A 20,930-nucleotide genomic window follows, 5' to 3' on the forward strand; every position below is an offset into this window, starting at 1 on the left:
CGGCATCATGTTATTGCGCAGGGTCTGGAATACCCAGTTTGGTATTCAGGTGACCGCGTGATTTATTGAAGATTTTATTGCCATTTTCACGTCCCGCACGACGACGCCGTTGTTCCTCTTCCGGCAACTCACTCTCTTCGCTACACAGCTCGCTACAGCAGCCTTTATATTTCTGCGCACAAGCCGGGCACTGAATAAACAACAGATGGCAGCCATCATTTTTGCAATTAGTATGGCTATCGCACGCCGTGCCGCACTGATGGCAATGCGCGATAACATCTTCAGAGATCCTTTCGCCCATACGCTCATCAAAGACAAAGTTTTTACCGACAAAACGTACCGGAAGTCCCTGTTCACGCGCCTTGCGGGCATACTCAATAATACCGCCCTCAATGTGCCAGACTTTGCTAAATCCATTGTGTTTCATCCAGGCGCTGGCTTTCTCACAGCGGATCCCACCCGTGCAGTACATCACGATTTTTTTATCTTTATGCGCCTGCATCATTTCAACAGCTTTCGGCAACTGGTCGCGGAACGTGTCTGCCGGGATCTCCAGCGCATTCTCGAAATGACCCACCTCATATTCATAGTGGTTGCGCATATCAATGAATACCGCTTCAGGATCGTCCAGCATGGCATTTACTTCTGCAGCCTTGAGATAATCCCCCACGTTGCTGGCGTCAAAGTCTGGATCGTCAATACCATCCGCCACGATACGTTCGCGGACTTTCATACGCAGTACCCAGAACGATTTACCGTCATCATCCAGCGCAATATTCAGACGTAAATCCTTCAATGCAGCATCAAACGCATAGAGCTGCTGGCGAAATGCCTCGACGTTGCTTTGCGGTACGCTGATTTGCGCGTTAATTCCTTCATGGGCAAGATATACTCGCCCGAAGACGTTCAATGCGGTGAACATCTGGTACAGCGCATCACGCGTGTGCTGAGGATTGGCAATGGTGAAATATTTATAGAATGAGATCGTCGTGCGCGGCTCGGTCTCGGCCAGCATTTTGGCTTTGAGGGCGTCGTTCGAAATGCGGTTGTGTAGCACTGGCATGGTGTACGTATCCTGCAAATAAGGAATAAATGAAAATCGGCGGCATAATAAAGCAAACATCGCCAATTTACATCCACACATTTTACGCTACATTTCATACTTCACGATAAAATCGCAACAACAATTGCGGAATTAATCACCGTTCTCCCGTCACAAATTTTTGATACGCGCGAAAAAATGCGACAATACAGGGAATTGGTCGTTTGAAGACAGGATAGACATGACGAATTTACCCAAGTTTTCGGCTGCGTTACTGCATCCACGCTATTGGTTAACCTGGCTGGGTATTGGCATCCTTTGGTTAATCGTGCAGTTACCCTACCCCATCCTCTTTAAGTTGGGCTGTGCATTAGGTCGACTGGCGCTACGTTTGATGAAACGTCGGGCAAAAATTGTTTCCCGAAATCTGGAACTGTGCTTCCCGCAGATGAGTGAGCAGGAACGCCAGCAGATGGTCGTCAAGAACTTTGAATCAGTAGGCATGGGCGTAATGGAAACCGGGATGGCCTGGTTTTGGTCCGATAAGCGTATTTCGCGCTGGACGGAAGTGATAGGAATGGAACATATCCGTGATGTTCAGGCGCAAAAACGCGGGATTCTGTTAGTGGGTCTGCACTTTCTGACTCTGGAACTGGGTGCGCGCCAGTTTGGCTTGCAGGAGCCGGGTATTGGTGTGTATCGCCCTAATGACAATCCGCTGCTGGACTGGCTACAAACCTGGGGCCGCATGCGCTCGAATAAATCAATGCTCGATCGTAAAGACCTGAAAGGGATGATTAAAGCCTTGAAAAAGGGCGAAGTGGTCTGGTACGCGCCGGATCATGATTACGGCCCTCGCGCCAGCGTGTTTGTACCACTTTTTGCCGTTGAACAAGCCGCAACAACCTCAGGGACCTGGATGCTTTCGCGCATGTCCAATGCCTGCCTGGTACCGTTTGTTCCCCGCCGCAAACCTGACGGTAAAGGGTATCAATTGATTATGTTGCCTCCAGAATGCTCACCACCGTTGGACGACGCAGAAACCACTGCTGCGTGGATGAACAAAATTGTTGAGCAATGCATAATGATGGCGCCAGAGCAGTATATGTGGCTGCATCGTCGCTTCAAGACGCGTCCTGAAGGCTCCCCTTCTCTGTACTGACGCAGTGTTGCAGTCCAGTGGGCTGCAACACCCTCCCAACCCGTTTTAGGTTTAACTGCTATCCGCATTGCAGCAACTATCAACCAGGCGCATAATTAGCCTGCTTACTTATATTCAATCGATAGCGCAAACAGCGCATCACACTGCGGATCGCTATGTCACCCTCAGATGCCCCCATAAACTGGAAACGCAACCTCACCGTTGCCTGGTTAGGTTGTTTTTTAACCGGAGCAGCATTTAGCCTGGTCATGCCCTTTTTGCCTCTTTACGTCGAGAGTCTCGGCGTCACGGGTCATAGCGCCCTGAATATGTGGTCAGGCCTGGTCTTCAGCATCACCTTTCTCTTTTCAGCCATTGCCTCTCCTTTCTGGGGTGGCCTTGCCGATCGCAAAGGACGAAAAATCATGCTACTGCGTTCCGCGTTGGGCATGGCAATTGTGATGCTGCTGATGGGACTGGCGCAAAATATCTGGCAGTTCTTAATCCTGCGCGCCTTGTTAGGGCTGCTTGGTGGATTCATCCCCAATGCGAATGCACTGATCGCCACCCAGGTTCCACGCAATAAAAGCGGCTGGGCACTGGGAACGCTTTCAACCGGTGGCGTTAGTGGCGCACTGCTCGGGCCGCTAGCTGGCGGGCTGCTCGCGGATCAGTACGGATTACGCCCGGTATTTTTCATCACCGCCAGCGTGCTGCTGGTCTGCTTCATCCTGACGCTATTTTTTATCCGCGAGCGTTTCCAGCCGGTGAGCAAGAAGGAGATGCTGCACATTCGTGAAGTCGTGGCCTCTTTAAAGAACCCCAAACTGGTGCTGAGCCTGTTTATCACCACTTTGATCATTCAGGTAGCCACCGGTTCTATCGCGCCAATACTGACCCTGTACGTTCGAGAGTTGGCTGGCAACGTCAGCAATATTGCGTTTATCAGTGGGATGATAGCCTCTGTCCCCGGCGTTGCGGCATTAATCAGCGCCCCAAAACTTGGCAGATTAGGCGATCGAATTGGCCCGGAGAAGATCCTGCTCGTCGCGCTGATCGTTTCTGTGTTACTGCTTATTCCAATGTCATTTGTACATACGCCCTGGCAGCTTGGTGTTCTGCGCTTTTTATTGGGTGCGGCCGACGGCGCTCTGCTCCCGGCGGTACAAACGCTGCTGGTTTACAACTCGACCAATCAAATAGCTGGACGTATTTTCAGTTATAATCAGTCATTTCGCGATATCGGTAACGTAACAGGACCTCTAATGGGGGCAGCGATATCCGCCAACTACGGTTTTCGTGCCGTTTTCTGTGTGACCGCGGGCGTCGTACTGTTTAACGCCCTGTACTCGTGGAATAGCCTGCGCCGTCGTCGGAGTACAGAGGTCGTGGGATGATTTGTGTATTTGTATTCGCCGGTTCGGAATAATAAACTTATCTTACACGGCGTATATTTCAACCTTAATGATAATAGTAACACACCTTATTTCTGCCAGAATTTTTGGCTTCATACAATGCGGCATCGGCGTATGAAACAACTTTATCCGCTGATTCATCATCAATTTTGCTGCAATATACACCGATACTGATCGTCATTTTTTCCTTTAACTCATATGAGTTTGGTATTGTCGTACCATTCTCTACATTTCGCCTAATTCGCTCTGCAACAACAATTGCCTCATCTTTATCGTTACACTTAAGAAGGATCGCAAATTCTTCGCCACCTACTCTGGCAAAAATATCCGTATCTCTGATTGATTTATTGATAATATCAACAATACTGATTATCACTCTGTCACCTTCCTGATGACCGTAGGTATCGTTAATCCGTTTGAATTTATCAATATCCAGAACCATTACACATACTGCGCCTTTTGCTAATGATGATTTTAATGACTTATAGAATAGTTTACGATTATATATTTTAGTCATTGCGTCTTTAATAGCTGAATCCGTTTCTTTTTTTAAGATGATGAAGGTGTTGTACATCAGTATTGAGATTATACACAGGGCACTTATCACCTCAATCCCCCGGCTTACATACCAAATATACATGCTATATTCATCCAGGCTCAGAAGTAGTACATTGGTCAATATTGCTGAACAACACAGTAGCCCTATACTTTTCCACAAGATGTTATGCGTTCTGGTTTTAATGATTAAATACAACAGGACCAGTCCCCAGGATACAATAAGCGAATAAATGTACCCAATATGCCAGTGCACAGTGACATTATCAGGCTTCAGGCTTGTGATCTCGAGTGTAAAATTAGGGTTGTAACTGGCCAGAGCGTGCGCCACCACTGAGATAACAAGCATGATTAAAAAAGACAGAACGATATAGCAAGGTTCTCTTTCTTTGGTTTCAATAACTGTCGAGGATGCTTTATAAGATTTTAATGAAACAAATAGCAGAGCGATGAAACTAATCTGCCGAAAGTAATAGAATATGGCTATGTCGTTAGTTCTTTTTTCGATTGAGGCATAATCATTAATCAAGCCCTGAACGATGTAGATAGTCTCGATGAAAAATATGTTATTCCCAAGAAACGCCATACCTAATATCATGAGGCAGGTGAGATCTTTTCTACAAAGATACTGGAATAACATAAACAGGAAGATTATCCCATATAAAAAGAACAACCCTACAATTATAATCAGATATACTGTTTGCGGGACACTTTGTATCGTTAATTTAAATTGTGTAAGACACACTCCACCAAGAACATAGCTAGCCAAACAGATTATATAGAAAGCCATTAACCTTCTATTATTTGAATTGCCGTTATCCATAACAACCTTAAGGGCTTTCTTGATTTTGCATTTTATATAATAAAGCATAAGATTTTGCAAACTATTATATCTGCACAGATTCAATGACACTAATTCATTTCTTATTTAATGGTTTCTTATAGATTTATAACCTTTGTCATTAATAATATTTTATTATGTATACTATTTAAGTATCACTCACACCATTCACAGCCCCCATACACAAAAGATACTTTGTCACTACCAGAGACACCACTAAGTTTAGCCACTTTCATTGATTGCCCCTGCGACACTTCCGTATTGTGCATTAATTTTCTTCTTTATTTTTATTAAGTTATGAAATATTACGTCATAAGCGATCGGATTCCCCCTCTAAAAAACATAAAAAATAACGTTTAACACTGAAGATTTCCTTATATATCGTCATTTTTTAATTTTTCGATTTTCATTACTACATTGAGAAACACATACATTACTATTTTTTCTTGAATTTTTTTCCTGATATTACGTCGGCTTCAGTATCTGCCAATGTAAATTTTTCATAAACAACCGAAGTTACTTCCCCCCAGTCTCGTAGGCATTGCAGGCAGTCATCATCTGATTGAGTGAGCCATGCAGCTAACGGGTTTGACGCTCTGCGGATCGCCGTCTATAGATTGAATCTATCCCCCCTTTACTGTTCGCCTTAGGAGAAGAAATATGGCAAAGAATGACATGAATTTTTATGCCACGTTGGAAGAGGCTATTGATGCAGCTCGTGAAGTGTTTCTGGCTGATAACCCTGACCTTGAGTCAGACGACGCCAGCGTTCAACAGCTAAGCGTCCAAAAATACGTGCTACAGGATGGCGACATTATGTGGCAGGCGGAATTCTTTGCTGACGAGGATGATGTAGATGGTGAATGCCTTCCAATCCTGAGCGGAGAAGCGGCCCAGAGCGTTTTTGATGGCGACTATGATGAAATTGAAATCCGCCAGGAGTGGCAGGAAGAAAATACGCTTCACGAATGGGATGAAGGTGAATTCCAGCTGGAACCTCCCCTTGATACTGAAGAGGGACAGACCGCAGCCGATGAATGGGATGAGCGATAATTACTCGTAAGGTCCATGATGTATGTCGAGCGGCAGCAGCAACGTATCAAACACCAGCGAAAATGGCAGATCGAGGATAGTGACGTAGCGCCATGCGGAGTCCCTAACATCCCATTGCACGCCAGGATAGTATTGGTTTCCGTGTCCTTGCCCTGGGATGGTACGACTAATAATGCTGCCGCATCCGCTCAGGAAGAAGATCATTATTCCTACAGCCAATATTCGCACCTGCTACCTCACGACTCATTCTATTCAATATAAAAAAATACCGGCACCAGGCCGGTATTTTCACGTTACAGAACGCTTATTTTTTCCTGAGCGCCAGCGGGTTCAGTGTCAGTCCCTGATAGTAGTTCACCCACGAAGAATACTTATCAGGTGAATTCCAGACACGGTAATGTAAACGCGCCATGGTCACCGGATCGCTCAACAACACCAGGCGACGATCGCGATTCAGTTTCTCCGGCGTTTCGTTCAGTGCCTGTTCCACATGACGATCGCGTGCAATCTCCAGCACGTTGCTGGCGCGGTGGCGTGCAGTCGCCATGGCCGTGGCCAGTGCGTTAAACGACGGATTAAACACCGCATGCATAAAGCCATCGTCCAGCGTACGTTTACGGTTCATCACCAGATAGGTATCGGTATCCACCAGCACCTGCGGCGGAGAATACTCTTCCGGGATCAGGAACAGCTTCCAGCGCTTGGTACGTAACCCCACCGTGGAACGGCTGGAAATCACGGAAACAAATGGTGACAGGATCAGCGAGAAGACAATCGGTGCCAGCCAGAACAGGAAACGCAGATCCAGCCAGGCCATACCCACAGCCCACACCAGCCCCAGCAGTAACTGAGAACCGTGACGCATAAACGCTTCACCCCACGGGGTCGAATCGTCATCGCGCTGCGGCGAATTCCACACAACTTCCCAACCGAGGAAGGCACTCACGACGAAGACGGTGTGGAACAGCATACGCACCGGCGCCAGCAGCACGGAGAACAGAACTTCCAACAGTAGCGACAGCGTGACGCGGATAAACCCGCCGTACTCTTTCGTCCCTTTACACCAGATGAGCAAAATACTCAGCAGCTTCGGCAGGAACAACAGCACCATCGTTGAAGCAAACAGCGCGATCGCCAGTTCAGGTCGCCATTGCGGCCATACCGGGAACAGCTGACGCGGTTGCAGGAAGTACTGCGGCTCCGTCAACGCATGCACCACTTGCAATGCGGTAGAGAGCGCGAGGAACATAAACCAAAGCGGCGCAGACAGATAGGACATTACACCAGTCAGGAATACCGCACGGTGAACCGGGTGCATCCCTTTCACCAGGAACAAACGGAAGTTCATCAGGTTGCCGTGGCACCAGCGGCGGTCACGCTTGAGTTCATCCAGCAGGTTCGGCGGCAGCTCTTCATAAGAGCCCGGCAGATCGTAGGCAATCCACACGCCCCAGCCAGCACGACGCATCAATGCCGCTTCCACGAAGTCATGGGAGAGGATCGATCCCGCAAACGAGCCTTCGCCCGGTAACGGCGCGAGCGCACAGTGCTCGATAAATGGCTTCACACGGATAATTGCGTTGTGGCCCCAGTAGTGTGATTCCCCTAACTGCCAGAAGTGAAGCCCGGCGGTAAACAGCGGTCCATAAACACGGGTCGCAAACTGCTGGCAGCGCGCATACAGCGTATCCATACCGGAAGCCTTCGGTGAAGACTGGATAATCCCGGCATTCGGATTCGCTTCCATCAGACGCACCAGGCCGCTCAGACAGTCACCACTCATCACTGAGTCAGCGTCCAGCACCACCATGTAGCTGTACTGATTTCCCCAGCGACGACAGAAGTCATCAATGTTGCCGCTTTTACGCTTCACGCGACGACGACGACGGCGGTAGAAGATCTGCCCTTCGCCCTGCACTTCGGCAATCAGCTCCATCCACGCTTTTTGTTCTGCCACGCAGATATCAGGGTTGTAGCTGTCGCTCAGGATATAAACATCGAAATGTTCGGCGTTGCCCGTTGCTTTGACCGATTCCCACGTAGCGCGCAGTCCCGCAAATACGCGATCAACGTCTTCGTTACAAATAGGCATAATCAGCGCGGTACGGTGTTCAGGATTCAGCGGTTCGTCCCCAACCGTTGAGGCCGAGATACTGTACTTATCTCGTCCAATCAACAGTTGCAAGAAGCCCATCAGCGCAGTCCAGAATCCCGCAGACACCCAACAGAAAAGCACAGCAAACAAAATAAGAATGCCGGTCTGGAGCATGTAGGGCAGCAATTGCATAAAGGAGACCCATAAATCCTGCCCCATCATGTCTACCGGATTAATAAATGCCCACCCCTGATACGGGAGGATCGTCTTCATATACCAGGTTGCTACGACCGTTTGCGCCAGCGTTAGAATCAACAGCGTATAGCGGCGGATGGTGCCTACGGTACGCCATTTTTGCTCGCTCTCCTGTTCTTCTTTCGTCAAACGCGAAAGATAACGCGGCGTCACATCGCGCCCACGCAAGCGATCCCAAAAACGACCAACCGGGTTGGTACGCCAGGGATCGGGGAACATAGAGGTACGCGTTGCTTTTGGCATCGCCTGCAGCTGATCGCGGCCCTCATCGTCCTTAACCAACTGCTCTTTAGCCAAAGAATCCGGCCATGCTTGCACAAGGCGAGCTTTCACAGAACCCTGCGGTGAATCATCTTCGCGCGAGTAAGTACGATGCTCGGCATCCAACGCCTGATGAACGGCGCGGATGTCAGTTTTCGGCAGTGCCGCTTTCTCGATATCCGAAAGCGGCATTACGTCAATATACTCAGTTGTCTTATTCATTGGCAGGTAACTGGTAGCTCCAGGTTTCACTCAGCGTCTGATCGGCATTGACCAAGGCAGCACGCATTTCAGTGGTTTTCTTCACGTCTTTCACTTTCACGCGCAGCATCAAACGCCAACCCTTAGATACCGGGTTATAGCGCACAGTGCTTTCAACGATTTCACCGTTGTCGCCAATACTGGTTTGTGCGGTAACCGGGGTATCCTGCGGCAGCTTTTTCATATCTGTGCCGGTAAAGTCCACCACAAACGCGATGGTACCGTCAGGCTGACGAATCAGGTTGGACTGTTTTACATCACCGGTAGAACGACGAGTCTGCTGTACCCAGGCGCTTTCCGGCGCATGAAGCTTGTCCTCATCACGCGTGAACGTCAAAGTGTACTTGAAGTTCATCTCTTTGCCCGCTTCAGGCAGTTGATCCGGCGTCCAGTACGCAACGATGTTATCGTTCGTTTCATCGTTAGTTGGGATTTCAACTAACTCAATCTTACCTTTACCCCATTCACCTTTTGGCGTGATCCAGGCGCTTGGGCGCAGATCGTAACGATCGTCGATATCTTCAAAACGCGAGAACTGACGGCCACGCTGCAACAGTCCGAATCCTTGCGGGTTTTCCATTGCGAAGCTGCTCACCGCGAGATGTTTCGGGTTATTCAGCGGACGCCAAATCCACTCCCCATTGCCCGCGTGGATAGACAAACCGTTAGAATCATGCAGTTCCGGACGATAGTTTGTCGCCGGAGACGGCTGGTTCGGTCCAAACAGGAACATACTGGTTAACGGTGCCACACCCAGTTTGCCCACTTTGTCGCGCAGGTAAACTTTGGACTGAACATCCACGACCGTGTCACGGCCTGGAATAATGACAAAACGATACGCTCCGGTTGCACGCGGAGAATCCAACAAAGCATAAATGGTTAAACGTTTATCAGTCGGTTTCGGACGCTCGATCCAAAACTCACGGAAGCGGGGAAATTCTTCACCAGAAGGCAGAGCGGTATCAATCGCGAGGCCACGCGCTGACAGGCCGTAGACCTGACCTGCACCCAGAACGCGAAAATAGCTGGCACCGAGCATGCTGACGATTTCATCGTTTTTATCTTTGCTGTTGATCGGATACAGCACTTTGAACCCGGCGAAGCCGAGATCTTTTACCGTGTCTTTATCATGCTGAACATCGCCAAAATTAAAATAATCCGGGCTGTATTTGATTCTTTTCACCGCCGTGGCGGTAACTTCGTTGATTTTGACCGGCGTGTCGAAGTACATACCCTGGTGGTAGAACTCGAGCTTAAATGGGGTCTTGAGATTGCTCCAGTACGCTTTATCGCGATTGAACTGGATCTGTTGATAATCCGCATATTTCATGTCGCGGAAAACGGAGGGCAAGTTACTTTTTGGCGCCTCATAGCCTTTCCCGGCTAAGGATTGAGCTTGTTTTGCAACATCATCAATACTGAACGCCCAGCTCGATGATGTGTACAGCGTTAACATGACTGCTGCACCCAACCAACGCATTTTCATCATTTGTAGTTTATGTTTCATAATTAGTAAGCACTTCCCCCTTTGTGTGCTTATATTGATCCGATCCATTTTAATGGATAATCGGGTACTCCGACAACTGAATCCCTGTATTGTTCGCGCGCTGGCTCATGGTTTAAGCAGGTTCATCTGCCTGTTTTCACTTTGCGTGCTTATCCTGGAGACAGGTTGTTGGACTTCGTGTAGGGTTGCCCTCGAATGTAACCATTATTCGTCTTAGGGATAAGACGAAAAGTCTGAGAATACGTAACTGTCTATGAGCTCTGTATCACCACCACGTGAATATTTTCTTGACTCCATCCGTGCCTGGCTAATGTTGTTAGGGATCCCATTCCATATTTCATTGATCTACTCCACCCACACCTGGCACGTGAACAGCGCAGAACCGTCTTGGTGGTTAACCCTTTTTAACGACTTTATCCATGCATTTCGCATGCAGGTCTTCTTTGTCATTTCAGGTTATTTTTCCTACATGCTTTTTTTGCGCTATCCGTTAAAACGCTGGTGGAAGGTGCGTGTAGAACGCGTGGGGATCCCTATGCTGACCGCGATTCCGCTGCTTACGCTGCCGCAATTTATCATGCTGCAATACGTGAAGGGAAAAGCAGACAGCTGGCATACCCTCAGCGGCTACGACAAATACAATGCGCTGGCCTGGGAACTGATTTCCCATCTGTGGTTTTTGCTGGTTCTGGTGGTGTTAACGACCCTGAGCATGTGGGTATTTACCCAGATGAAAAACAGACTATCGCGTGGAGACGGTACCTCTGCATCGGGGGTGTCGATGACCAAATTAACGCTGATTTTTATATTGTTGGGTGTCGGCTATGCCGCCGTCAGAAGAACGATTTTCATCCTCTACCCTTCGATTCTCAGCGATGGCATGTTTAATTTTATCGTTATGCAAACGCTGTTCTATGTGCCTTTCTTTATGCTCGGTGCGCTGGCGTTTATCAATCCGAATCTGAAAGCACTGTTTACCACGCCATCGCGCGGCTGCACGCTAGGCGCCGCATTCGCATTTGTCGCATACCTGCTCAATCAACGTTACGGCAACGGCGATGCCTGGATGTATGAAACCGAATATGTCATTACCATGATCATGGGGCTATGGATGGTGAATGTCGTCTTTTCGCTTGGCCACCGTTTACTGAATTTCCAGTCGGCTCGCGTGACCTATTTTGTCAACGCGTCGCTGTTCATCTATTTGGTGCACCACCCGTTAACGCTGTTTTTTGGCGCGTATATCACACCGCATATCAAGTCGAATCTGCTGGGTTTTCTCTGCGGTCTGCTTTTTGTGGTTGGAATTGCGGTCATACTGTACGAAATCCATTTACGGATCCCGGTGCTGAAGTTTCTCTTTTCGGGTAAACCGCCCATTAAGCAGGATAAAAACAAGGCGGTAGCCGGTTAGTTTTCTTGCATTGAATGGTTCAGAGCAGCCATTCAATGGGCAACACGGATGCAAGCCTCACCAGAACCCGCTTCCAGAATCCTGTAGCGGGTTCTTTTTTCAGTACCTGTTCGCTGCCAGAAAGCCGATCAACCCAGTTGATTCTGCCCCAACGGTCAAGACGTAGTTGCCAGGCCATGTCACGCTGACTTTGCATAAAACGTTTATGAATCAACTCGGCCAGTACTTCACTCTCAATCACAAACCCCATTTCCGTATTGAGCAACGTTGAACGGGGATCAAAATTAAGCGATCCTATAAACACTTTACGACCGTCAATACTGAAGGTTTTCGCATGCAGGCTGGAGCCTGAATTACCGGTTAATCCCCGGTCATGAACTGCTGAAACGCGATCGCGGGTTGGTTTGAGCTCGTATAACTCCACACCGTAGCGCAAGAGTTTTTTTCGCCAGCGCGCGTAGCCTGCGTGAACAACCGCGACATCATTCGCTGCCAGAGAATTAGTTAAAATTGCGATCTTAACGCCTTTTCTCACCAGTCTCAGGAGCTGCGCCACACCGGCGCGAGTTGGTACAAAGTAGGCGGAAATAATATCAATACGCTCGGTGGGAGATCCCATCACGTCAAACAAACGCTGTGGTAATAGTGAGTGGCGCGGCGCTTTCCCCTCTCCTTTTGCAGGATCATCACTCAGCAAGCGCGTTTTCGCCCAAATTAGCGGCAGCGACCTCTGATCGAGATGGGTCATAAACTGGCTGGTTTCCAGCTTATGTAGATAACGACGCGTGATGTCATCATTATACCAGGATTCGGGAAGTTCGATTTTTTGCGTAGAAGCTGGTTCAGCCACCTCAAGTACGTTTTGCAATGTTGAAACCGAGCGGCTGTGCCAGTAACGCTCAAAGTCGTCTGCAACATCCTGGACAACCGGTCCAATAGCCATAACGTCCAGATCGGAAAACAGTGGTTGTTCGCCTGCGCCAAAATAGGCATCGCCTATATTTCGCCCCCCCACAAGAGTTACGACGCCGTCAGCGGTATAACTTTTGTTGTGCATACGTCGATTCAACCGGGCAAAATCGGTTAAATAGCCCAGGGCACGCAGGATGCGAAAGGAAAAGGGATTAAACAGGCGGACTTCAATATTAGGGTGATTGTCCAGCAAACGCAGCGTGTCATCCAGACCTGGCGTGTTGTTATCATCCAGCAACAAACGCACCCGGACGCCCCGCTTCGCTGCGGCCAGCAAAACGGAAAATAACAATAGCCCGGACATGTCGCTTTCCCAGATGTAATACTGAACATCCAGGGTACGTTCCGCCATTTCTGTCAACCGATAGCGAGCAGCAAACGCATCCAGGCTGTCATCCAACGTCAGAATGCCGCATTCTCCCGGGTGGTTTACGCATAGCGGCGTGATGGCACGCTCAAGTCGCGTCATATCAGTCCGTGCGTTCATCGCCTTGTTGGGTAAGTAATCTCTTGTATAGTCGAGCGTTTTCTTCATCAAAGCACACGAAGTATATTTGATCAGGTAGCGTACGTCGGGTGATAAATTTCAACACCGTTTTCACCGCGATCTCTGCCGCTGCAGCACGTGGGTAACCATAAGCTCCGGTGCTTATAGCTGGAAAAGCAATGGATTGATAACCATTGGCTAAGGCCAGTTGTAATGTATTTAAATAGGCCTCTTCAAGTCGTTCAGCCTCGTGGTGATCACCGCCTTGCCAGACGGGTCCTACGGTGTGAATAACTGCTTTTGCCGGAAGCGCGCCAGCCAGCGTGATAACGGCATGCCCGGTCGGGCATTCTCCCTGTTGTTGTATAACCTGTTTGCAGGCCTCCAACAACGCAGGCCCGGCAGCACGATGAATCGCGCCATCGACTCCACCTCCTCCCAGTAACGAGGAGTTGGCCGCATTGACGATCACATCTACCGCGATCGTCGTAATGTCGCCCTGTAACACATGAATACGCGATTGCATAAGTTCCCCCTGACAAAACACTCTCCGTTAAGTGTACAGCAGGGTTTTCCTTGAAATCTCACTTTTTAGCCATAAGCGTGCATACCTACGCCAGAATGATTCATTTATATTCAATATTCAGAATAGCCATGCTTTTCTGTTCATTGAGGTAATGCATTTTCACCGTGGCAATTTGTTCCACACTCTGAGGCGCTGTCGTGACCTGTTGCAGGTCGTAGAGACTATTACTCATCGTGCCATCACGCATACATGACAATTCAATCTGTTGTTGTCGAGTGTTAACGTCGCAAGGTGCTTCAACTATTGCACCACGAAAATGAATAACCCCGCCGGGTAAGATTTGCGTCGCCATTGCGGGGAGGGTTAAAAGAGAAAAAGCCCACAAACCGGTATTTAAAATACGCTTTAATGATGTACACATAAGGGTTCCTCAATGATTAATCATCCTTGAGGGATCGCAATGATCCTTCACCGCTGCGAGTTACGATCAAATAAAACGTTTGTTCGTTTCTATATTCATAGAACAGCACTGCACTCCCAGCCACACCCTTAATGCAAATCCGGCAAAAAATTATGGGTGACTGTTTGAGTCAGGCCATTGTTGCGACAGATGCAGAGACTGCCCGTCAGAAACGGTAACGATAATTTTGACCGAATCCTCCGGTGAAATATTAAAGCTCATTTTTGTTAATTCAATTGGCCGATTAGCAGGGACCGAAAGGCTTGTTTTCTGCTGTGACTGACTTTGTCCGCCCTTTCCTTTACGTACGGCAAGGACTTGCACTTCACATACGCACGGTTGAGCTAATGTCACCTGAGGAATAATGGTGTACATGTCACCTTGCTGAGTTGTATTGAATGTTATTTGGTTTGCCAACGCGGCAATGAGTAATAGCGTGTGCATAATATTCTCCCGAAAAAAAACAGGGCTTTCGCCCTGTTTATTATCAGTCAGAAAACTGAATTAGTGCTGGTTAGCTGTAGCATTGTTGCCATAACCAACCTGCTGAATCAGCACATTGGAGTCAGACGCTGTCTGATTAACCACAGCACCGTTACGACCACCGAACTGAGTTACGCTGATATCAGCATTTTTTGCATTCCACTGATTGATATCAGCACTGTTCTGGAAGCCGGTCTGTTTCAGGCTAATGGTACTGTCATCAGCACCTTGGCCGACGGTCGCACCGTTACCATGTCCGTGTTGTGTGATAGTCACGTCTGATTTACGTGCATCACTTTGCAGCGCATTCGCAACGTTACTTGAGCCAAATTGGTAAATACTCATTGAAGAGTCTGGGCCATAGTTGCTACCGCCACCATGATGATTACCGCCCCATTGCGGAACAACACCTGCCAGAGCACTGCCAGAAACTACGATTGCTGCGAATGCTGCCACTTTTAAAAGTTTCATGGTAAACCCCCATCGGATTGATTTAAACGTCGTTTATGGATTAGCGTTGAGTAACGCGAATTGCCATTTGCGACTGTCTCTGCACCACAACTGCTGTTTTTTGTGTACCGTACTGGGTAATATTGGCTTTATTACCAGAGCCTTTCTGGATAATCATCGCCGTATTACCGTAAGAGCTTTGTTTAATACTCGCATCATTAGAGCTACCCGTTTGATCAATATATGCAAAGTTATTTGATCCCGTCTGATCTGTTTTCGCCCGGTTACCTGAACCTTCTTGCGAAATGACCGACAATAACTTGGTGCCCTCCTGGCGAGTATTTGCACTATTAGCAGTACCAACCTGACCAATAATGGCTGCCTGATTAAATGAAGACTTACTTAATTCATTTACCGCAAAGTTATATTCTGAATTAGCTAAATCATAACTGGTTGCGGATGCAATCCCAGGCACACCCAGTATTGTAAACATCATAAATAACAACTTGTTTTTCATGTTGTCACCCTGGACCTGGTCGTACATGAAGTTAAATTAATTACCACTCAAATTGTTGTTAACATGACTTACATTTGTTAACGCCACGTTACGATGAAGAGTATGTCTGTGGAAACATTTTAAATAACTCACCCGCGAGTGGTATTTTTATATCCGGATTCACACCAAAGTACTAATTAACAGTGAATAACACCGCTTCAGGTCTGGCTTTTATTTTTATTTTGCTATCAGTAATGAATTTCTATGCAGTCACTGAGAAAGTGCATTTTGCACGATATCAGGGCCTCTCAGTACAACGTCGAGATAGACATCGGTACAAGTCGTGACAAAGGTCATTTTTTTCCATCTAAAATTGACCAACGTAAATTGAGACAAGGATTTTAGAATTCATTAGAAATCTAAAACTCAACAACCATTAATTAACTGATTTAAAATCAATGTGTTACTATAATTTGTATGATTTTTTAAATCTATGCAGCAAAGGTAAAATGTACAACTTTCCTATCAAATCTAAACTCTAATAAAACCATAAAATCACATTTTAATATATAATTTTACAAGTTGTTACATGTTTAACACTTGCTTTAAGATTTGTAATAGCTAGATTGAAATCAGTTGAAGTCCATTTGTTTTAATATTTTCACCCCTTTGGGTCGATATTTTATATCTACACAGCAGTGCAACATCTGTCAGTACTTCTGGTGCCTCTATTTTAGTAGAGACAGCTGTCAGGTGTGCGACTAAAAAGTGGAGTTTCATCATGTTTAATGAAGTCCATAGTATTCATGGTCATACATTATTGTTGATCACAAAACCTTCTTTGCAGGCAACTGCATTATTACAGCATTTAAAACAATCACTGGCACTCACCGGAAAACTACATAATATTCAACGTTCTCTGGATGATATATCCTCCAGCTGCATTGTTTTACTGGATATGATGGAGGCAGATAAAAAACTGATCCATTACTGGCAAGATAATTTGAGTAGAAAAAACAACAATATAAAGACGTTATTGTTGAATACTCCTGATGATTACCCTTATCGGGATATCGAAAACTGGCCGCATATCAATGGTGTTTTTTACGCAACTGAAGACGAGCAGCGTGTCGTAAGCGGCTTGCAGGGTATCTTGCGCGGTGAATGTTACTTCACGCAAAAACTTGCCAGTTATCTGATCACGCACTCTGGAAATTATCGTTATAACAGCACGGAGTCGGCACTGCTGACGCACCGTGAAAAAGAGATCCTTAATAAATTGCGTATCGGCGCCTCAAATATTGAAATCGCTCGCTCACTGTTTATCAGTGAAAATACGGTAAAAACACATCTTTATAATCTTTTCAAAAAGATAGCTGTCAAAAACCGTACGCAGGCGGTCTCATGGGCCAATGATAACCTCAGGCGATAAAGCCATGAAACGGTATTTGACCTGGATTGTGGCAGCAAATTTATTCTTTGCTGCCGGGAGTCTGCACGCAGCGACAACCGTAGAGGTGGAGGTTCCCGGGCTGTTAACTGACCACACTGTCTCTTCAATCGGGCATGATTTTTATCGGGCCTTTAGTGATAAGTGGGAAAGCGAGTACACAGGAAACTTAACCATTAATGAAAGACCCAGTGCGCGTTGGGGAAGTTGGATCACCATAACGGTCAATCAGGACGTTATCTTCCAGACTTTTTTATTTCCGACGAAAAAAGACTTCGACAAAATTGTAGTCTTCGCATTGGCACAAACTGAGGAAGCATTAAATCGCCGGCAAATAGATCAAACACTATTAAGCACTAGCGATTTAGCGCGTGATGAATTCTAAAACATGATTTTGTCCGGAGGCTTTCATGCGTGTTAAACATGCAGTGGTTTTGCTCATGCTAATTTCACCATTAAGTTGGGCCGGAAACATGACGTTCCAGTTTCGCAACCCAAACTTTGGTGGAAACCCGAATAATGGTGCTTTTCTGTTGAACAGCGCCCAGGCCCAGAACTCATATAAAGATCCAAGCTATGACGATTACGGTATTGAAACCCCGTCAGCTCTGGATAACTTTACTCAGGCGATTCAGTCACAAATTCTCGGTGGCCTACTCACCAACATTAATACCGGTAAACCAGGAAGAATGGTGACCAATGATTTTATCATTGATATCGCCAACCGGGACGGACAACTGCAATTGAATGTCACCGACAGGAAATCGGGGAAAACTTCGACAATTGAAGTGTCGGGTTTACAAACACAGTCGACCGACTTCTAAGTTATAGCCACGAAAGGAAATAATCATGCAGCGTTTACTTATCATGGTGGCAGTAATTTTACTCAGCGGATGTTTAACAGCTCCGCCTCAAGAAGCCGCTAAGCCGACATTAATGCCCCGAGCCCAAAGCTATAAAGACTTGACGCATCTGCCTATGCCTACAGGTAAGATCTTTGTGTCGGTATACAACATTCAGGATGAGACTGGCCAATTTAAACCTTACCCGGCAAGTAACTTCTCAACCGCCGTCCCGCAAAGCGCCACGGCTATGCTTGTCACCGCATTGAAAGATTCTCGTTGGTTCATCCCACTGGAACGTCAGGGGTTACAGAACTTGCTTAACGAACGCAAAATCATTCGTGCAGCTCAGGAAAACGGTACGGTTGCGATTAATAACCGGATCCCGCTACAGTCCCTGACCGCGGCAAACGTCATGGTGGAAGGATCAATTATCGGTTATGAAAGCAACGTTAAATCGGGTGGTGTCGGTGCACGTTATTTTGGTATTGGCGCCGATACGCAATACCAGCTCGACCAGATAGCGGTAAACCTGCGCGTAGTTAACGTCAGCACCGGTGAGATCCTGTCGTCAGTGAATACCAGTAAAACCATTCTGTCTTATGAAGTACAGGCTGGGGTGTTCCGCTTTATTGACTACCAGCGTCTGTTGGAAGGTGAAATTGGCTACACCTCTAACGAACCGGTTATGCTTTGTCTGATGTCAGCGATTGAAACGGGCGTTATCTTCCTGATTAATGACGGCATCGATCGCGGATTGTGGGATTTGCAGGATAAGAAACAAGTTGATAATGACATCCTGGTTAAATACCGTCATATGTCGGTACCGCCAGAATCCTGATGGGTCTATACAGCATAAAAAGCGTGAGGAAAACCCTCACGCTTTTTTATTTACTGGTCAGCGTCGACGATATTCTATTTTCACGGCGAGATGCCAGCCACAGACCACTGTTTTTCATTGCATAGCCGAATACGAGGCCCAGTGCCAGTGACGGTACAACCAGTCGCCAGTCGCCCTGCCCTGCAAATGTTGCACATGCGCCAATGAACGTGCCCGGTACAAATGAAAGCAGCCATTGCTTTGCCTGGATACACATCAGAAACGCGACAATTCCTGTCATGACATAACCAATAATGTCCATATGCGGAGCAAGCGCACTACCGTTAATAATCACCAACGCCCACACCACACCGCTTAGCAGCGTACACGCCGAGATCCACAGTCCTTTTAACCCACCTTGCGGGCAGGCGAAATAAGCCGTGCAACCCAGAAAGCCAGCCCAACTGAGTAAACCAAGAGAAACGGCCACCCATCCCCAGATCCCGGAGAGAATGCCCGTTGTGATTGCAATTGAGAGAAGTATGTTCATGCCGCGCATCTTAGCAGAAAAACGGCATGGTAATGAGATCGCGCACACAATTTATGCAAGCTTATAAATTGAGTTGCACTTTTAAGTGACGTACATCACATTTATTCGTCTGTATCTTCCTGCAATTCGTCCCACATCGCACCAATGGCATCACGCGTCAGCGGTGCTATCGTACGCCAGAAAGGCGTGTTCGCGTGCGCTTCAACTTTACCAAGGAACGTACCGCACCAGGGCAGCAAGTAGTCTACAAACAAGGTTTCAAGCGCCTCACTTTCATCTTCCGCAGACTGGTCCTCAAGCCATGAAGCCGCCAGCAACAGCGTACCAATGTGATCTGCCGGTGTATCAGCAAGCGGCATGCCCCGGGCTGAAAGAAATGCACGAACATCGGATTCTTTCGCCCCTTCTACCCAGGCACTACGATAAGGCGGCACTGCACACTCGTCACCGACAAACAGCGCGTTGTAATCTGCAGCCAACTGGGGCATATCGCAGCTCTTCTGTAAACGGGTGAGCAGTTCGTCCTGTTCCAGCGGCCAGTTGGCGGACAGTTTACCTTCACTAATCAGGGTAAACAGGGGAACCAGTAAAGGGTCCTGCGGTTGGCGGTAAAACAGCGAGCCCAGTACACGACACAGGATAGAAAACTCGTTCATTGATATATTCCAGTTAGTAACAATTACAGTTCAGCAAATTCCGCGATCGGCTCCATGCCTCGCGATTCCAGAAACGCCAATAGACGTTTAGGTGTGACGTTTAAAATTCTGTCTTCAGGGAAATTAACATCATCCAGGATTTTACGGCATTCGCCAAATTCTCCCAGCGTGAAAGCGGTATGTGAATCCGACCCTAACGCCACCCATCCACCAGCATCACGCACAGCCGCAGCAACCGCACGGCAATTATCCTCACTGCCCTTACGCGAATGCAAAAACGAAGAGTTATTGATTTCCAGTGCAACCTGGTACTTTGCCGCCGCCTGCGCAATTGCTTTAATATCAACAGGATATTTGGGATTTCCCGGATGACTTATGATGTGCACATTACCGCTGGCCATCGTAGCTATCATTGCCTGGGTATTGGTGTCTTTATCGTGAGGTGCAAAAACCGGCTCATGGAAGCCCGCAATAATGAGGTCCAGGGAGGTAAACATCGGACCTGAACAGTCAATTTCACCTTCAATATTCTTAATATTGGCTTCTATTCCGCGCAGGATCCCCACGCCATCCACGACACGTGGCCAAATACGCATATTGATAAAGTGCCAGTGGTGAGGCGCATCCGCCATGTCCGGTCCATGATCGGTAATGGCAAATAGCTTGATGCCTTTGCGACGAGCTTCCGCGATGTAATCACTTAAGGTGCTGTAGGCGTGGGTGCTGGCGACGGTATGCATATGCAGGTCAACGGGATACATAACTCTCTCCTGTAGTCATTTTCCGTCAAGGATAGCAGGTATCGCCGCCATTAATACCCTAAAATTCGAGTCGCAGGCAGGTGGCAAGGGAGTGATACCTGAATCACTTACTTACGTAGGTGATTCAGGTGAACAAC

The 20,930-nt window shown here is 47.5% G+C and carries 22 protein-coding genes; 8 read left to right on the forward strand and 14 right to left on the reverse strand.

The window, feature by feature from the left end:
- Window positions 1–10: 10 nt before the first annotated feature.
- Window positions 11–1,063, reverse strand: a complete 1,053-nt coding sequence (gene trhO / locus OGY17_RS15425; RefSeq protein ID WP_003832128.1) for an oxygen-dependent tRNA uridine(34) hydroxylase TrhO — start codon at window positions 1,061–1,063, stop codon at window positions 11–13.
- A gap of 220 nt (window positions 1,064–1,283) precedes the next feature.
- Here trhO and OGY17_RS15430 point away from each other — a divergent pair, with 220 nt between their 5' ends.
- Window positions 1,284–2,204: a Kdo(2)-lipid IV(A) acyltransferase gene (locus OGY17_RS15430; RefSeq protein ID WP_003036136.1), complete on the forward strand. Its 921-nt coding sequence runs from the start codon at window positions 1,284–1,286 to the stop codon at window positions 2,202–2,204.
- A 155-nt stretch (window positions 2,205–2,359) separates the two neighbouring features.
- The gene (gene mdtG / locus OGY17_RS15435) at window positions 2,360–3,580 is read left to right on the forward strand and encodes a multidrug efflux MFS transporter MdtG (RefSeq protein WP_008784348.1); all 1,221 of its coding nucleotides are present in this window, start codon (window positions 2,360–2,362) and stop codon (window positions 3,578–3,580) included.
- A gap of 64 nt (window positions 3,581–3,644) precedes the next feature.
- Here the strand turns inward: mdtG and OGY17_RS15440 are convergent, their stop codons facing one another.
- Window positions 3,645–4,976 carry a sensor domain-containing diguanylate cyclase gene (locus OGY17_RS15440; RefSeq protein WP_118262469.1) on the reverse strand — a complete coding sequence of 444 codons (1,332 nt, stop codon included), beginning with the start codon at window positions 4,974–4,976 and terminating at the stop codon, window positions 3,645–3,647.
- Window positions 4,977–5,669: 693 nt separating this feature from the next.
- Here OGY17_RS15440 and OGY17_RS15445 point away from each other — a divergent pair.
- The gene (locus OGY17_RS15445; protein ID WP_008784346.1) at window positions 5,670–6,047 is read left to right on the forward strand and encodes a MysB family protein; all 378 of its coding nucleotides are present in this window, start codon (window positions 5,670–5,672) and stop codon (window positions 6,045–6,047) included.
- On the opposite strand, the gene OGY17_RS15450 is transcribed toward OGY17_RS15445, so the two are convergent.
- From OGY17_RS15450 to mdoG, 3 genes are all read right to left on the reverse strand, one after another.
- A complete protein-coding gene (locus OGY17_RS15450; RefSeq protein WP_003832117.1) occupies window positions 6,048–6,275 on the reverse strand; it encodes a YceK/YidQ family lipoprotein in 228 nt (75 codons plus the stop codon).
- A gap of 76 nt (window positions 6,276–6,351) precedes the next feature.
- Window positions 6,352–8,880: a glucans biosynthesis glucosyltransferase MdoH gene (gene mdoH, locus OGY17_RS15455; RefSeq protein ID WP_204557628.1), complete on the reverse strand. Its 2,529-nt coding sequence runs from the start codon at window positions 8,878–8,880 to the stop codon at window positions 6,352–6,354.
- On the reverse strand, window positions 8,873–10,408 hold the full coding sequence (mdoG, locus tag OGY17_RS15460) for a glucans biosynthesis protein MdoG (RefSeq protein ID WP_095533147.1): 1,536 nt from the start codon (window positions 10,406–10,408) through the stop codon (window positions 8,873–8,875). The genes mdoH and mdoG overlap by 8 nt, the downstream gene beginning before the upstream one ends.
- Window positions 10,409–10,679: 271 nt before the next feature.
- Here mdoG and mdoC point away from each other — a divergent pair, with 271 nt between their 5' ends.
- Window positions 10,680–11,840 (forward strand): glucans biosynthesis protein MdoC, encoded by a 1,161-nt coding sequence (gene mdoC, locus OGY17_RS15465; RefSeq protein WP_191214906.1) that lies wholly within the window; start codon window positions 10,680–10,682, stop codon window positions 11,838–11,840.
- Window positions 11,841–11,859: 19 nt separating this feature from the next.
- Here mdoC and OGY17_RS15470 read toward each other — a convergent pair whose 3' ends face one another.
- From OGY17_RS15470 to csgB, 6 genes are all read right to left on the reverse strand, one after another.
- Complete coding sequence (locus OGY17_RS15470; RefSeq protein WP_370458776.1) at window positions 11,860–13,350, reverse strand: phospholipase D family protein; 1,491 nt, start codon at window positions 13,348–13,350, stop codon at window positions 11,860–11,862.
- The gene (ymdB, locus tag OGY17_RS15475) at window positions 13,283–13,825 is read right to left on the reverse strand and encodes an O-acetyl-ADP-ribose deacetylase (protein ID WP_234102402.1); all 543 of its coding nucleotides are present in this window, start codon (window positions 13,823–13,825) and stop codon (window positions 13,283–13,285) included. The genes OGY17_RS15470 and ymdB overlap by 68 nt, the downstream gene beginning before the upstream one ends.
- 100 nt (window positions 13,826–13,925) lie before the next feature.
- Window positions 13,926–14,246: a YmdA family protein gene (locus OGY17_RS15480; protein ID WP_286607749.1), complete on the reverse strand. Its 321-nt coding sequence runs from the start codon at window positions 14,244–14,246 to the stop codon at window positions 13,926–13,928.
- 150 nt (window positions 14,247–14,396) lie between these two features.
- Complete coding sequence (gene csgC / locus OGY17_RS15485) at window positions 14,397–14,729, reverse strand: curli assembly chaperone CsgC (RefSeq protein WP_020996502.1); 333 nt, start codon at window positions 14,727–14,729, stop codon at window positions 14,397–14,399.
- 60 nt (window positions 14,730–14,789) lie between these two features.
- A complete protein-coding gene (gene csgA / locus OGY17_RS15490) occupies window positions 14,790–15,239 on the reverse strand; it encodes a curli major subunit CsgA (RefSeq protein ID WP_008784338.1) in 450 nt (149 codons plus the stop codon).
- A 40-nt stretch (window positions 15,240–15,279) separates the two neighbouring features.
- Entirely contained in the window at window positions 15,280–15,735 is a 456-nt protein-coding gene (gene csgB, locus OGY17_RS15495) for a curli minor subunit CsgB (protein ID WP_032941802.1), read from the reverse strand.
- A gap of 760 nt (window positions 15,736–16,495) precedes the next feature.
- Between csgB and csgD the strand changes: the two genes are divergently transcribed.
- The 4 genes from csgD to csgG are packed head-to-tail and all read left to right on the forward strand — an operon-like array spanning window position 16,496 to window position 18,847.
- The gene (gene csgD / locus OGY17_RS15500) at window positions 16,496–17,146 is read left to right on the forward strand and encodes a biofilm master transcriptional regulator CsgD (RefSeq protein WP_003832092.1); all 651 of its coding nucleotides are present in this window, start codon (window positions 16,496–16,498) and stop codon (window positions 17,144–17,146) included.
- 4 nt (window positions 17,147–17,150) lie between these two features.
- Window positions 17,151–17,549 carry a curli production assembly/transport protein CsgE gene (gene csgE / locus OGY17_RS15505; RefSeq protein ID WP_008784336.1) on the forward strand — a complete coding sequence of 133 codons (399 nt, stop codon included), beginning with the start codon at window positions 17,151–17,153 and terminating at the stop codon, window positions 17,547–17,549.
- A 25-nt stretch (window positions 17,550–17,574) separates the two neighbouring features.
- Complete coding sequence (csgF, locus tag OGY17_RS15510) at window positions 17,575–17,988, forward strand: curli production assembly/transport protein CsgF (protein ID WP_003832089.1); 414 nt, start codon at window positions 17,575–17,577, stop codon at window positions 17,986–17,988.
- A gap of 25 nt (window positions 17,989–18,013) precedes the next feature.
- Window positions 18,014–18,847, forward strand: a complete 834-nt coding sequence (gene csgG, locus OGY17_RS15515; RefSeq protein WP_008784335.1) for a curli production assembly/transport protein CsgG — start codon at window positions 18,014–18,016, stop codon at window positions 18,845–18,847.
- Between the two features lie 46 nt (window positions 18,848–18,893).
- On the opposite strand, the gene OGY17_RS15520 is transcribed toward csgG, so the two are convergent.
- The 3 genes from OGY17_RS15520 to OGY17_RS15530 all read right to left on the reverse strand — a co-directional run bounded on the left by OGY17_RS15520 (window position 18,894) and on the right by OGY17_RS15530 (window position 20,793).
- Complete coding sequence (locus OGY17_RS15520; protein WP_032934412.1) at window positions 18,894–19,376, reverse strand: DUF1097 domain-containing protein; 483 nt, start codon at window positions 19,374–19,376, stop codon at window positions 18,894–18,896.
- Window positions 19,377–19,477: 101 nt separating this feature from the next.
- Window positions 19,478–20,032: a TorD/DmsD family molecular chaperone gene (locus OGY17_RS15525; RefSeq protein ID WP_003832084.1), complete on the reverse strand. Its 555-nt coding sequence runs from the start codon at window positions 20,030–20,032 to the stop codon at window positions 19,478–19,480.
- 23 nt (window positions 20,033–20,055) lie between these two features.
- The gene (locus OGY17_RS15530) at window positions 20,056–20,793 is read right to left on the reverse strand and encodes a phosphatase (protein WP_008784332.1); all 738 of its coding nucleotides are present in this window, start codon (window positions 20,791–20,793) and stop codon (window positions 20,056–20,058) included.
- Window positions 20,794–20,930 lie beyond the last annotated feature (137 nt).

Origin of the sequence: Citrobacter sp. Cpo126 (assembly GCF_030332445.1) — a bacterium.
In the GTDB taxonomy this organism is placed as follows: Bacteria; Pseudomonadota; Gammaproteobacteria; order Enterobacterales; family Enterobacteriaceae; genus Citrobacter; species Citrobacter portucalensis.

Coding starts and splice junctions, on each gene's coding strand:
- trhO (WP_003832128.1), bottom strand. CDS start 1,063: ATGCCAGTGCTACACAACCGCATTTCGAACGACGCCCTCAAAGCCAAA.
- OGY17_RS15430 (WP_003036136.1), top strand. CDS start 1,284: ATGACGAATTTACCCAAGTTTTCGGCTGCGTTACTGCATCCACGCTAT.
- mdtG (WP_008784348.1), top strand. CDS start 2,360: ATGTCACCCTCAGATGCCCCCATAAACTGGAAACGCAACCTCACCGTT.
- OGY17_RS15440 (WP_118262469.1), bottom strand. CDS start 4,976: ATGGATAACGGCAATTCAAATAATAGAAGGTTAATGGCTTTCTATATA.
- OGY17_RS15445 (WP_008784346.1), top strand. CDS start 5,670: ATGAATTTTTATGCCACGTTGGAAGAGGCTATTGATGCAGCTCGTGAA.
- mdoH (WP_204557628.1), bottom strand. CDS start 8,880: ATGAATAAGACAACTGAGTATATTGACGTAATGCCGCTTTCGGATATC.
- mdoG (WP_095533147.1), bottom strand. CDS start 10,408: ATGATGAAAATGCGTTGGTTGGGTGCAGCAGTCATGTTAACGCTGTAC.
- mdoC (WP_191214906.1), top strand. CDS start 10,680: ATGAGCTCTGTATCACCACCACGTGAATATTTTCTTGACTCCATCCGT.
- ymdB (WP_234102402.1), bottom strand. CDS start 13,825: ATGCAATCGCGTATTCATGTGTTACAGGGCGACATTACGACGATCGCG.
- OGY17_RS15480 (WP_286607749.1), bottom strand. CDS start 14,246: ATGTGTACATCATTAAAGCGTATTTTAAATACCGGTTTGTGGGCTTTT.
- csgC (WP_020996502.1), bottom strand. CDS start 14,729: ATGCACACGCTATTACTCATTGCCGCGTTGGCAAACCAAATAACATTC.
- csgA (WP_008784338.1), bottom strand. CDS start 15,239: ATGAAACTTTTAAAAGTGGCAGCATTCGCAGCAATCGTAGTTTCTGGC.
- csgB (WP_032941802.1), bottom strand. CDS start 15,735: ATGAAAAACAAGTTGTTATTTATGATGTTTACAATACTGGGTGTGCCT.
- csgD (WP_003832092.1), top strand. CDS start 16,496: ATGTTTAATGAAGTCCATAGTATTCATGGTCATACATTATTGTTGATC.
- csgE (WP_008784336.1), top strand. CDS start 17,151: ATGAAACGGTATTTGACCTGGATTGTGGCAGCAAATTTATTCTTTGCT.
- csgF (WP_003832089.1), top strand. CDS start 17,575: ATGCGTGTTAAACATGCAGTGGTTTTGCTCATGCTAATTTCACCATTA.
- csgG (WP_008784335.1), top strand. CDS start 18,014: ATGCAGCGTTTACTTATCATGGTGGCAGTAATTTTACTCAGCGGATGT.
- OGY17_RS15520 (WP_032934412.1), bottom strand. CDS start 19,376: ATGAACATACTTCTCTCAATTGCAATCACAACGGGCATTCTCTCCGGG.
- OGY17_RS15525 (WP_003832084.1), bottom strand. CDS start 20,032: ATGAACGAGTTTTCTATCCTGTGTCGTGTACTGGGCTCGCTGTTTTAC.
- OGY17_RS15530 (WP_008784332.1), bottom strand. CDS start 20,793: ATGTATCCCGTTGACCTGCATATGCATACCGTCGCCAGCACCCACGCC.